The 11,864-nt window shown below is 50.5% G+C and carries 12 protein-coding genes; 3 read left to right on the forward strand and 9 right to left on the reverse strand.

Translation table 11 applies throughout. The features are described 5' to 3' along the window. Positions 1-90: 90 nt before the first annotated feature. Entirely contained in the window at positions 91-1,389 is a 1,299-nt protein-coding gene (locus tag MCM46_03585; protein MCG3110888.1) for a PAS domain-containing sensor histidine kinase, read from the reverse strand. A gap of 219 nt (positions 1,390-1,608) precedes the next feature. After that, complete coding sequence (locus MCM46_03590) at positions 1,609-1,995, reverse strand: hypothetical protein (GenBank protein MCG3110889.1); 387 nt, start codon at positions 1,993-1,995, stop codon at positions 1,609-1,611. A gap of 335 nt (positions 1,996-2,330) precedes the next feature. Between MCM46_03590 and MCM46_03595 the strand changes: the two genes are divergently transcribed. Further along, positions 2,331-3,122: a hypothetical protein gene (locus MCM46_03595; GenBank protein MCG3110890.1), complete on the forward strand. Its 792-nt coding sequence runs from the start codon at positions 2,331-2,333 to the stop codon at positions 3,120-3,122. A 27-nt stretch (positions 3,123-3,149) separates the two neighbouring features. Here MCM46_03595 and MCM46_03600 read toward each other — a convergent pair whose 3' ends face one another. Further along, positions 3,150-4,226, reverse strand: coding sequence for a HAMP domain-containing histidine kinase (locus tag MCM46_03600; GenBank protein MCG3110891.1), 1,077 nt, complete (start codon positions 4,224-4,226; stop codon positions 3,150-3,152). Positions 4,227-4,355: 129 nt separating this feature from the next. After that, positions 4,356-6,032, reverse strand: a complete 1,677-nt coding sequence (locus tag MCM46_03605) for an IPT/TIG domain-containing protein (GenBank protein ID MCG3110892.1) — start codon at positions 6,030-6,032, stop codon at positions 4,356-4,358. A gap of 86 nt (positions 6,033-6,118) precedes the next feature. On the opposite strand from MCM46_03605, the gene MCM46_03610 reads away from it, so the two are divergent. Beyond that, on the forward strand, positions 6,119-6,286 hold the full coding sequence (locus tag MCM46_03610) for a hypothetical protein (protein ID MCG3110893.1): 168 nt from the start codon (positions 6,119-6,121) through the stop codon (positions 6,284-6,286). Positions 6,287-6,322: 36 nt separating this feature from the next. Here MCM46_03610 and MCM46_03615 read toward each other — a convergent pair whose 3' ends face one another. The 4 genes from MCM46_03615 to MCM46_03630 all read right to left on the reverse strand — a co-directional run bounded on the left by MCM46_03615 (position 6,323) and on the right by MCM46_03630 (position 10,622). Further along, positions 6,323-7,942, reverse strand: coding sequence for a hypothetical protein (locus MCM46_03615; GenBank protein MCG3110894.1), 1,620 nt, complete (start codon positions 7,940-7,942; stop codon positions 6,323-6,325). Between the two features lie 269 nt (positions 7,943-8,211). Beyond that, complete coding sequence (locus MCM46_03620) at positions 8,212-8,928, reverse strand: hypothetical protein (protein ID MCG3110895.1); 717 nt, start codon at positions 8,926-8,928, stop codon at positions 8,212-8,214. Positions 8,929-9,042: 114 nt separating this feature from the next. Next, positions 9,043-10,140 (reverse strand): RDD family protein, encoded by a 1,098-nt coding sequence (locus tag MCM46_03625; GenBank protein MCG3110896.1) that lies wholly within the window; start codon positions 10,138-10,140, stop codon positions 9,043-9,045. Positions 10,141-10,355: 215 nt separating this feature from the next. Continuing rightward, positions 10,356-10,622 (reverse strand): hypothetical protein, encoded by a 267-nt coding sequence (locus tag MCM46_03630; protein MCG3110897.1) that lies wholly within the window; start codon positions 10,620-10,622, stop codon positions 10,356-10,358. 168 nt (positions 10,623-10,790) lie between these two features. Here MCM46_03630 and MCM46_03635 point away from each other — a divergent pair, with 168 nt between their 5' ends. After that, entirely contained in the window at positions 10,791-11,156 is a 366-nt protein-coding gene (locus MCM46_03635; GenBank protein MCG3110898.1) for a CBS domain-containing protein, read from the forward strand. Between the two features lie 101 nt (positions 11,157-11,257). Here MCM46_03635 and MCM46_03640 read toward each other — a convergent pair whose 3' ends face one another. Further along, positions 11,258-11,815, reverse strand: a complete 558-nt coding sequence (locus tag MCM46_03640; protein ID MCG3110899.1) for an HdeD family acid-resistance protein — start codon at positions 11,813-11,815, stop codon at positions 11,258-11,260. Positions 11,816-11,864: the final 49 nt, after the last annotated feature.

An 11,864-nucleotide genomic window follows, 5' to 3' on the forward strand; every position in this document is an offset into this window, starting at 1 on the left:
GCGGGTAAGGAGGATTTGTGTTAAATGTCTATTTCAATCAGGAATCAATGCGGGGTGATTAATCTATTCTGCGGATGAGAGCGATTTTCCTTATTTCTTGACCGCCCGGATTGGAAGCCGAACCATGACGGTCGTTCCCTTCCCCTCTCCGGCGCTTTCAGCCGAAACGCTTCCGCCATGCAGCTCTGTGAGGTGCCGCACAATGGCGAGACCGAGCCCCAGTCCCCCGTGGGATCGGGTGGCGCTCGCCTCGGCCTGACGAAAACAATCGAAAACATACGGCAGAAAATCGGAGGAGATGCCGATTCCGCTGTCTTTGACACGAATCTGAATCGAACGATCCGCCCGTTCCAAGAAAATCTCGATGCCCCCTCCCTCCTGTGGCGTAAATTTGATCGCATTCGAGAGGAGGTTCCAGAAAACCTGCTGCATTCGATCCGGATCGACCGTCACAGGTTCGATGGAGGGATCGACGTTCAATTTCATTTCAATTCCTTTGGCCTCGGCCGCCTCTCGAACCGTTTCAACGGCGGCTTCAATGATCTCCGCCAGATTCAACGGACGGATCTTCAGACAAAGTTTTCCTGTAATCATACTGGAGAGGTCCAAAAGATCGTTAATAAGACGCTCCTGCGCCTTGACATTCCGCTCGATCCCTTCCAGCGCGGTATTTCGTGTTTCAGGATCGGCTTCTCCCGTTTGAAGCAGATGCGCCCAACCGTAGATCGCATTCAGGGGGGTGCGCAATTCGTGAGAGACGGTCGCTAAAAACTCATCTTTTAACCGGCCGGCTTCCTCTGCTTCCAGTGTTGCCTTTTGTTCACGGGCGAGGAGTTTCTTCTCTTCTCTCTCCGCCTGCTTCTGCCGGGTAATATCGATGATTGCGATTCGCCGGACGGAACGCTCATCGATGTCTTTCCCAATGGTCTGTTCTATCCGGGCATCGAAGGGGAACCCTTCCCTCGGATTTAATTTGAGCTCATATGTTTCCCGCCCCCCGTTTTTTAAAGCCATGCTCAGATAAGACCTGAATCGGGCGCGATCTTCCTCCGCGACATACATTAAAAACGGCCTTTGAATCAACTGCTTTCTTTCGATCCCCAATAGCTCCGCGCCTTTCAGATTTATTTCCAGGACAAGCCCGTTCTGATCCAAGGTGCAATAACCGATCGGCGCGGAATCATAGAGATCCGCATATCGGCTCAGTAACTCTTCAAGTTCCGACCGGCTCGACCGGAGATCCTCGTTTTGCATCTCGAGCTCGAGCTGATGAACTTGCAGCTCATGGATCAACTCTTGTGTCTCTTCCGGGGAGAGAGTCTTCGGAGGGGCCTTGCTTCTCGTCAGTTTTGCTTCAGCCCGGCTTCGAATACCGATTTTATTTTCCATTTTCGGGTCCAGCGCCTTCAGCTTCATTCTTTAGGAATGAATCTTTCTATGCATCTTACAGGAAGCAGATTGAAGATTACAAGAGAAGAGGATGATGAGGAATGGGGGGTAAAACCAGGAGGGTTTGCGGAGAGCATTGCTCTCCACAGGGCTCGTTCGTAGCATAGGAGAGACCGAGTCGAATCTCCTATGCCTACGAACGTCATTTTAACAAGAAGATTACATTCTAAGATGTTTCACTAAAATTTCACTCTTTACGATTCTTGGATCGTCCGCCCCGAACTTTTTCGCATTCTGAAATGCTTCTTTCGCCTCATCGTGTTTCCCCATCCCATCTAAAGCGACCCCCAGATTAAAATGAGGCTCCGGAAAATTGGAGGAGAGATTAATCGCCTCTTTAAAAATCGGAGCGGCGACATCCCAATGGGACTGAATAAGGTGGCCGACTCCTTCATTGTTCTTTTCCGCGGCGGCCGCGCTGGGCCAGCCGGAGGGGGAAGTAAAATGAGGTATGTCCGAGACGGGACCTGCCTTGCCGTAACAGCCGTTGAGGGTGGACAATGCGATCAGAAACACAGATAGAAATCCAATCTTTTTTATGCTCATGGGGGTCTCCTTTCATTGTGATCTTACCAGTGCCTATTATGCCTGTAAGAATAGAAAGTGGTCTGGTCAATATTGCTCAGTTTTGAGGGATGATCGAGCAGGTAAAACGCGCATCATCGTCGCTAAATCCAAAATAGTCAGGACGTTTCCCGATCGATTGAGTGCCGTTCCGGAAACCGGAACCGGTTCCTTCCGGAAGCCGGGATTCCTCCCCCTTCTCATACGAAAAGAACCCTTAAAAACACTGCGCCGGCCGGAAAAATCTCCGGCATCTCCCTTGCTAAGACAAGCCCTGGGGAAAGTTCACGAAGCGCCGACCGGCGGGGAGGAGACAAATGGTGAAGCGGCAGATCAGTATCATATTGCTCATCGGATTGTTTTTATCGGGGTGCGGGAGCGGCGGCTCCGGCGGCAATGGAGGGGGCGCGGGAGGCGGCAATCAACAAGCGGTGCAAAACGAGATCGATCACCTCTTCCCGTTTACACCCAATCAACCGTTCGACGTCATCTTCGTCTGCGGCAGAAGCAATTCGCAGCTCACCTATTACTTCGACTTCCGGTCGGACGGGAGCTTTAACGTCTACATCACCCTCGACAACGGACAGGACGTGGCGTTCTCCGGAACATACAGCTACGCCAACGAACAGATCCGGATGGTGGCGTTGAACAATCCGATCCTCCCATTGGATGAAACGACCACCGATATTGTCCCTCATATGGGGCTGGTCGGAGAATTCGCCACGCCGATCATGCAGTGCGGCGCATTGGGGCATCGAGAAAACGATCCGAGGATGGAGCGCTTTAAATCGTATCTTTGCCCGCTGATCAACATCGGCCGGGTGAGCGACGAGGAGAATGCCTTCGAATTCGTTCACAGCGCCATCCCCTTCAACCTGACCGTCCCCGGCTCCATCTTCCGCCAAAAGGATGTGCATGTCTCCGGCATGACCAACCCGATCGTGCGGCGCGGCTACGGCATCTACCGCCGCGTCGGCGATACTTTCTATGCCGACTTTGGAATTCAGTTCGACGACCACAACCTTCTGAAGGGGGCTTTTGCTAACGGCGATCAAGAAATGAGCGTCGAGCAATTGGAACCGTCCGCAGGACCCTGCAACAGGAGATGAAGTTCGATTAGGAATGAAAAAGAAAAATTAAAGATTCGGCGGCAGCTCGTATGGGAAGCGGACGGTGAAGGTAGAGCCGGCGCCCGGTTTGCTGACGACTTCGACGCTTCCTCCGAGAAGATCGACAAAGCGCTTTACAATCGACAGCCCCAATCCCGTGCCTGGACCATATGCTTCTTTAAAGGCAGGCGCTTGATAGAACTGGTCAAAGATATGGGGGAGATCTTCCTCGGAAATTCCGATTCCGGTATCGCTGATCTCCACGGAAAGCCGCTTTTGGGAAGAAAGATGAATGACCCGGATCCGGATCGATCCCCGTTCTGTAAACTTGATGGCGTTGCCGATCAAATTGGTGAAGATCTGTCTCACCTTCCCTCGATCGGTCCGGATCGCGGGCGCGGTCGGATCATCAACAAAGTCGACGACCAGCCCTTTTTCCGTCCCCAGCGGTTCCAGCGTATCGAGGATCTCCCGAATCAGCTCGGAGAGATCGACCCGCTCCATTTGGATCTCGATCCTTCCGGTTTCGATTCGGCTGAGATCGAGAACGTTGCTGATCAAATCAAGTTGTATCCGGGCATTCTGGTGAATTCTTTCGAGCATCTCTTCCCGTTTGGCGACGTTCTCACTTACGCGCGGCTCTCTTAAGAGGCTGCTGTAGCCGATGATGGCATTCAGCGGCGTGCGAAGATCGTGGGAAACAATCGAGAGGAATTGAGATTTGAGACGGTTGATCTCTCCAGCCTGCCGCAGGGCCGAAAGCCGCACCTCGCTCAACACGCTGATGATCACCGCCTCCAACACAAATAAGCCGACCATCAAAATATCGAGACTTTTTACCTCAAATGCTTGAGAGGGAAGAAAAAAGAAGTAAACGTCGGCCAGCGTCGCCAAAAACGTCGCCAGCAATCCCGGGCCCAGCCCGCCGTACCAGGAGCTGATCATGACCGCTGCAAAGAAAAGAAGAAATGGGGGCGACTCGATTAAGGTGCCGATCGCCAGTTTGATAAACAGCGCCGATCCGGTCGCCAGAAGGGCAAGGGCGTAGCCCATCTTACGAGACGGGCTCCCCCTGAGGATGTTGAATCTCCCGGGCCATTTCATCCAGGATCTCCCCCCATTGAGATTTAACCCTCCGCAGTTTCAGCCATACTTTTTTTAGTTTAAGCAGAATGATCCGGCAACTTCAACCCCCGAAGGATGAAACTTCTTGTACAGGTACAGGCATTGCTCTTATTGTTTCCCGCCGGCGGTGATTCCCTGAGCATAGATGTCCCAGCTTGGGATTGCGTCGGTTCCATTGCGAGAATCTTCCCAGACGACGGCCGCCCCGCCGGCGCCGTCCGAAATCAGCAGGGGGACTTTCTGGTCGCCCGGCGCGGTGGAGATCGCAACACCGTCGATGCTCCATTGCACCTCTCCGACCTCATTCACCCGCTGGGCATAGAGATCCCAACTTCCGCCGCGAAGATCCTGCCAAGCGATGATTGCTCCGCCCGCGCTGTCTGTCTCCAACTGAGGCATCCCCTGAATGTCGGGGGCAGAGGAGATGACAACACCGCCGGCGGCCCAGTGTGCCGCCCCGCTCCCGTCGACCCGCTGGGCGCGGACATCAAAAACGGTTTGGCCGGAACCATCCTGCCAGGTCATGATCGCCCCGCCCGCGCCATCCGACACCGGCCGGGGAGCGAGTTGGTCATTGGCCGCATTTGAAATGATCACCCCGTCGGCGGTCCACGCGGCTGTTCCGCTTCCATTCACCCGCTGCGCGTAGACGTCCCACGCTCCATCACGATCATCCTGCCAGACGATAATCGCCCCGCCTGTGCCGTCCGAAACGAGCTGAGGCGCGCCCTGGGTATTCGCCGCAATGGAAACAGCGACGCCGTCGGCGGACCATCGGACTGCGCCGTTTCGATTGATCCGCTGCGCGTAGAGGTCCCAATCTCCGCCCCGATCGTCTTGCCAGACGAGGACGGCCCCTCCGGCGCCATCAGAGATCAAGCGGAAAAAGAATTTGTTCGTCGCCGCGGTGGAGACGACGACACCCCCGGTTGCCCACTGGACGGCTCCGTTCGCATTGACCCGATGGGCATAGACATCTATCTTTCCGTTGCGATCATCCTGCCAGGCAATGATCGCTCCGCCGGCGCCGTCCAGGACGATCTGGGGGGAGAACTCGGCGTGCCCCCCTGCCGCGACGGCGATCCCATCGACCGCCCATTGCACGACGCCGTCTCTATTAATCCGCTGGGCATAGATGTCTAAATTTCCATCGCGGTCATCTTGCCAGGTGATGATGGCGCCGCCGGCGCCGTCCGAGATGATCTGGGGGTGCTGTTGGCTGCCCGCCACGGTCGAGATGGGGACGCCGTCACTCGTCCATTGCACTGTCCCGCTCCCGTTCACGCGTTGGGCATAGATATCGAAACTCGTCCCGCTGCGAATATCCATCCAGGCGATGATCATCCCGCCGATGCCGTCGGAGACCGCTTGGGGAGATTGTTGGTCGCTCGCCGCCGCCGAGATCGCCACATTCTCCGGATTTCCTTGGGTCCACAAGACCGCCAGAAACCCGGGGCTGCTTTCCGCTCCGCCGATCACCACCTTCACCGATCCGCTCGACGCGTCCTCGGGCACAACGGCGATAATTTCCGTATCGCTCCAGCTCACGATCTGCGTCGCCGCCGCGCCGCCGACGATTAGGCTGCTGTTTCCCTGGCCGGTTCCGAACCGCTCTCCCGTCACCCGGATTTCTTCTCCGACCTTGGCCTCCGTTGGGCTGACGCCGGTCACGATCGGCGCGGCGGGATCGGCGCTTTCCGCCGATCCTTGCGAGAGGCTTCCACACCCCGTTATGAGAAACAGGCTGAATAAAACCGCGCTCCAGACGATCCAAACTTTTTTCATTTGTGTTCCTGGATGTAAACCGGCCTCGGCCGCTAAATATACCGGGGATGATACCCGTATGTCATAGACGAATCAATGGGAAAAGAATGATGAAGAGGGGATACTTTTCGGGAAGCAAAAATGGAGGGGCTGAGTTGCACAGCGTCATTGCCAAGTATGGGACCGTGCAGGTGGAGGTGGTGGTGAATGGGGATCTTAACTTTGGCGAGGATGATGTGACGGGTGTTTACAATGCGGTTTGGCAGGCGGTCTAATTAGGCATATGGAGTAGGACCAAGCCGTTCATCCTATTAATTATCTTGGATACCCAGAGTTCGCCAAAAACATGGATGTATAGAGACGCGCGTTTTATCATTAATTTCTGCTGGTGAGATGCTTGGCCTTCCAGTTATACTCCAAGATACTACTTCATAGCTTTCAAGTTTTAATCCAACTAAGGCAACCCGGTAAAAAATACGAATAATCTCTTTTCTGAAATCGAGAGGAGATAAGGTACAATCTACTACCTTCTTAGCTCCAATTGATAAGCTATCCTTTTCATCCAAATGATCAGATACAAATGTGAGGCAAAAGTCGGAAATTTCATCCTCAGCTATTTCTGTTACTGAAAATACTTTTCGGCGGTTCTTGAGTAAGCTTGAAAATTTTATTAATTGTGGATAGTCGGCATACCATTCATCAGCCAACGAACGTAAACGAGTCCGAGAGTATTCACCTTCCGATTGTTTTATCATTTGAGTAGTAATTTCAGGACTTCCAGTAGCCAAAGCAATACAATAATTAAAAAATAAAATTACGTCCCTTGGCCTCATCATTGTTCTATCTAAAATGTAGTCTATGATTGGCTGTCCTTTGATTAATTTCGGCAAGATATCCTTATGAGTAACCTTTTGCAATGTATATGACTGCTTAATTAAGAAATCGATACGTGTATCAAGCACATTTATCAATTGTTCTTTTGTCCAGCGTAGATTAAGATACATCGATTCATACTTTTCTTCCTGAAACCCTGCATCACGCGTTATTCTAAAAACTCGGTCAAGAAGGTCATACCTGAGTGCAACTATTATTTTTGCTTGTTCAACCTTACGAAAATCTCGAACGGTTTCGATAAGTGCGCGGACAAGCCTATATCTTAGGCTGTCTTCAATCCAATTTTCATCCAATCTGTCAATTACGATGTAGTATCGTTTCTGAGAATCAGTGATTACTTTATTGACCAAGTCAATCACATCAGACAATTGACGTATCTGAACCTGATTAACAACATGTTGGGCTCTCTGAATAACCTCCTGTTTCTCTTCCTCAGTAAGCCTCTGCAATCCCTCATTGGTGAATGTGATGCCAGGAATCTTTGTGAGGATTGAAGCACTCAAATCAGTTTCAAGTTTACTTGTAAGCTCTTTAATACGATACTCAGTCTCTTCCCAAAACATCTTTCCCCAATTTTCTAAATACTCCAGTGCCTGAGTGTGTTGTTTATCCCGAAATAAATTTTTAATTTTTTCGACAAAACTAATCTTATCTGCTTCATTTCTGATATTAAAATGATATTTTAATATCTCCACGGTAAAAATATGACGCCAAAGAAGTCTGAAGAATATATCAAGCTTAACCCCCAGTTGTGATAAAAAATTTAGGATAGAGGAGTTGGAAATATAGGCAAGCGCTAAGCTCTGAGGTTGTACTTCAATTACTCTTCCTTCCACTTCCTTCAACTGGCGAAGAAGCGCAGTTTTACCTGAACCAGTTCGTCCCATAACAAAGTGATGTGGATCAGAACAGTCTCGAAGCATTTGTAAGTCACCAGTATCTATGAAACATGTCTTCAAGAATTGTTCGTCTTCCTGAGCATCCGCGGCACCTATGTTGTCGATCTTTCGGAAGCGATATCGACTTTGTTTGCTCATAATATCTCCTGAGTTTTCATTTCAGGCTTGACCTTCTTTTAAGCTACGCCACTCTCAAAAAGCGATAGTCACGCCTTTTTATTTGAGTCTGTCTTGCCTTTTTGGCTTGTGTTTTAGATTACTGCTCAATCGGTACACTATGAACATTTTCTACAACCGGAAACACATCAGGATTCATTTCCACTACCAACTGGGGAAACATTACCTTCAGATCTTTCCGAATATCGATCGCCATGATGAAACCTCCTCTCTATCAAAGATAGTTGATATCAAAGATCACTCACCTTTTCTGTCTTGACCGTAAGTGAATCCGCATCTACCTGGGGCGTAACCTCAGGCAGAAGCCGCTTCTCAATCCCCTCAATCCCGCCTATCGTCTGGAGATCCGCAGCGATTCGATCCTCCTCATCCACTACCCTGATCTGTGGTTTTGCCGTTCCCGCAGGGAGGGGATCTTCAAGATCGATGATGATCTTTCCAACATAAGTGACTTCATGTTCTTTGATCTCGAACGCATTCTCAGGATAGAGGAACGAGACGGAATCGATGATTGGAATAAGTGCAAAATAAAAAGGTGCCGTTACAAAGTTAAGGAGGTTCACGAAGACGAGACCAACATTCGCTGCTTTTCTCCCGGTGGTTTTGTTGATCTCGGGATTGAACGCCGTAATGGAGGTGAAAGAATATTTTCCCGGAGCAAGCGGAATCCGGAAATCGGAGCCTTCGAGGTTGTGAATGTACGTCCTGCGTTTCCATTGAAGGTTGTTGAGTTGGAATCTCGATTTAGATTCGACGGGCCGTCCCCCCTGCCGCCACTCAACCGTGCCGACGAGGAGCCCCTTGGAAGTATCTGCGAGGGACTCCCCTTCTTTAAGATTCTGAAGTGAGCAGGCAGCAAGGAAAAAGAAAGGAAGGATGAAAAGAAAGAAAAGTCGGGCGAGGGATCGCAACGGGCTTCTAATTCCGATCCCCCTCGCTTCCGCCATCGCCGACCCCCTCTCCAGTGGAGTGGTTTACGAAGAACCGAATTGCTCCATGGGCTATCCCAGGCAAACACCCGCATGATACTGTTCCCCTGCAAGAAAGTCAATTCTGGGATGTTAATGATTAAAAGAGACAGGCGTCACGACAAAAGAAGTTCTTGCTCTGAATTTAATCGTTTTCCTTTGCCCTAGATCTTTCGAGGAGAATCGGAATACTTGTGTGTTGTAACGTGAGGTAATTCCAATGTTGTAACCCGTTCTTACCTGAAAGGTCAGAACGAAGTCCTTCTGTACCGGACGGTCTGTCATAACCAGATCGACTGCTTTTTTGACCTCTGCTTGCAATACATCTTTATCATTAAACTTAGATACCGGCAGAAAACCTTTTAAAACCAGTTCTCCCGAATTCACTTTGAATTCGAAACCGATATTTTGAAAAGAGGTTACTTCTTCGATGCGCCGAGAAGTTTCAAACAATTTTGAGAGTGTGTCCGTATCAGTGAAAAAGATCTTGATGGTGCCTGCTGCCATAACGAGGAGTGCAACCATTACAAAAATAATGACATAAGCTCGTCGTTCCTTTCGAACATCTCTCAACGCTTCAATTCTCTCTGGGGTAAACGAACCTACTCTCACCACGACTGTATTGACAAGAAGATCGTGCAGCCCCTGCTTCAAAGGGTGGACCGGTACGATCAACACCACCCCCAAAAAACAGACCATCTGGATTAATCCAAAAAACGTCAAGAACCAATCTTGTTTAAGAAATGGGAAGCTAGCTGTAAGCCCGGCTAATATCCAACCTCCATAAGCAATAAACGCTAAAACGGAATATCGTAAAAAAGACTCAGAGAGCGACATGAACGTTCCGTCTCGCTTGATTACCTGAATACCGAGCAACCGTTTGGCTAGGCTCTGACCATTTCCAATGGCAGACTGTGAAATGCCCGCATAAAGGAAGGTCACAACGAGTCCAATCCACCAGCCTTTCTCTCCAAGAATGTTAAAAACGGGAGCCAGGAAAAAGAGCATAAAACCGAGAAGCCCCAGTAAAAAGGCATCTAATACATCCGAGACAAAGCGTTTCCAAAAGCCAATGACGGCCGTCCGGTCAGAGTTCTCTGTCACCGCTTTTCTCTCCATAAACCAAAAGAAGAAGACGGCAACGACCGCAATTACAGCAAGGATATAAAATATTGGTTGAATTTGACCCATGACACCTGATCTCTTTTATTGCTGGAATATACGGAGGCAGACTTACGCATCATAATGACCGCAAAAGAGAAAGTCAAACTTTGGGTATATTGGGGTATATTAGAGATGAAGAAGGTTGATCCAAAGAGGAAAGTAAAAGAAACATCTGAAAATAAAAAAAGCCCTCCCCTACTCGTAGTGCATAAGGGAGGGCCTTCCAATATTTGCGACGCTGCTTAACTCTTTACTTCAATCGATTCGGCGTGGCCTTGATCATTGACCTGAGCGGTGACTTTCGCGCCCTGCTTCAGCTCACCGGTCTTCTTGGTGGCTTTGGGATCGACATGGACCTGCTGAACCTTGCCCGAGTCGTCCTTGATCGAGACCATCTCGCCGTCGATTTTGACGATTTCTCCGGTGACCGCTTTGCCGGCAAAGCCGACGCCGGCCAGCGTCAACACCATCATAAACACACCAATCAAACCAAAAATCTTCTTCATCATGGTCGTTTCCTCCGGTTGGGTTGTAATCATGGTGACAACTTAGTTTAGCCGATGAGCTTGAATAGAACCATTCCCCGAAAGGAGTAATCCTTTTGGAGGATAGACCCCATTCTGGGCGGCGGGTTACGCTCATAATGATACGGAGCAAAACGACGACAGGAGAAGACAATGCAGGTGAAAGAAATTATGACACAGGATGTCGAGGTGATCCGCCCCGAAGCGACCCTTCAAGAAGCGGCTGAAAAGATGCAGGAGCGGAAGATCGGCGTCTTGCCGGTGTGTGATGGAGATCGTGTCGTGGGGATGCTCAGCGATAAAGATGTCAACATCCGGACGGTGGGAGACGATCCAACCCAAACCAAAGTCCAAGACGCCATGTTATCGGATGTCGTCTACTGTTTCGAAGATGCAGAGGTGGAAGAAGCGGCCAAGCTGATGCAGGAGAAGCAGCTTCGGCGGCTGGTGGTCCTCAGCCGAGAGAAGCGGCTGGCCGGAATTGTCTCGCTGGCCGATCTGGCCGGCCGGTACAAATAAATTCAATTAAGAATTAGGAATGGCTCAATTAGGAATCAAAGGCTCTCTTCTGTGCCTTCGCGCTCCAATTCCTAATCGACAGATTCTAATTGAATTTACTCCTACGCCTCCGCCCTCCTCAGCTGTCCACGCAAGCCGTGAACTCTGAAGCCGAGCACGATTTGAATGACCCCATAAATAACGGCATAAATCGCGATGGCCCAGAGAAGTCCGATGGCCCCCGCGACGGGGTTCCACATTAAAATTCCGGCGAAGAGAACGGACACCACACCGCTCAGCACCAGCCACCACTCCCCTTCGATCTCTCTTCTTAGACGAACGGCCCCCACAATCTGGAGGACGCCCACAACCAGGCTCCAGGCCGCGATGTAAAACACCAGACTGAGCGCCGTGATTCCAGGCGCCCAGAAGGTGAGCAGTCCGATGCCGACGCCGACAATCCCCTGCAGCAGGAGCAGCCAATAATCATCGATATAGTCCCAACCGCCCATGGCTAAAATAATCGAAAAGATCCCGTCTACAAAAACATAAGCGCCAAAAAATAGAACGACTGTAGCCAGAGTAATCTCCGGCCGGATGAATGCCAGCACACCGAAGAGAATCGCCAAGATTCCCCGAACGATGAGCAGCCACCAGTTGCGCGTCAAAAGATTAAACATCTTCCCCTCCTTGAGCTCGGGTTTTTATTCCGGTCTGAATGACCGATCG

Origin of the sequence: Candidatus Manganitrophus morganii, from assembly GCA_021651055.1 — a bacterium.
Taxonomy (GTDB): Bacteria; Nitrospirota; Nitrospiria; order SBBL01; family Manganitrophaceae; genus Manganitrophus; species Manganitrophus morganii.

Excerpts from the sequence above, each read along its gene's own strand:
- MCM46_03585 (MCG3110888.1), bottom strand. The coding sequence starts at position 1,389 with ATGGAAAATAAAATCGGTATTCGAAGCCGGGCTGAAGCAAAACTGACG.
- MCM46_03590 (MCG3110889.1), bottom strand. The coding sequence starts at position 1,995 with ATGAGCATAAAAAAGATTGGATTTCTATCTGTGTTTCTGATCGCATTG.
- MCM46_03595 (MCG3110890.1), top strand. The coding sequence starts at position 2,331 with ATGGTGAAGCGGCAGATCAGTATCATATTGCTCATCGGATTGTTTTTA.
- MCM46_03600 (MCG3110891.1), bottom strand. The coding sequence starts at position 4,226 with ATGAAATGGCCCGGGAGATTCAACATCCTCAGGGGGAGCCCGTCTCGT.
- MCM46_03605 (MCG3110892.1), bottom strand. The coding sequence starts at position 6,032 with ATGAAAAAAGTTTGGATCGTCTGGAGCGCGGTTTTATTCAGCCTGTTT.
- MCM46_03610 (MCG3110893.1), top strand. The coding sequence starts at position 6,119 with ATGATGAAGAGGGGATACTTTTCGGGAAGCAAAAATGGAGGGGCTGAG.
- MCM46_03615 (MCG3110894.1), bottom strand. The coding sequence starts at position 7,942 with ATGAGCAAACAAAGTCGATATCGCTTCCGAAAGATCGACAACATAGGT.
- MCM46_03620 (MCG3110895.1), bottom strand. The coding sequence starts at position 8,928 with ATGGCGGAAGCGAGGGGGATCGGAATTAGAAGCCCGTTGCGATCCCTC.
- MCM46_03625 (MCG3110896.1), bottom strand. The coding sequence starts at position 10,140 with ATGGGTCAAATTCAACCAATATTTTATATCCTTGCTGTAATTGCGGTC.
- MCM46_03630 (MCG3110897.1), bottom strand. The coding sequence starts at position 10,622 with ATGATGAAGAAGATTTTTGGTTTGATTGGTGTGTTTATGATGGTGTTG.
- MCM46_03635 (MCG3110898.1), top strand. The coding sequence starts at position 10,791 with ATGCAGGTGAAAGAAATTATGACACAGGATGTCGAGGTGATCCGCCCC.
- MCM46_03640 (MCG3110899.1), bottom strand. The coding sequence starts at position 11,815 with ATGTTTAATCTTTTGACGCGCAACTGGTGGCTGCTCATCGTTCGGGGA.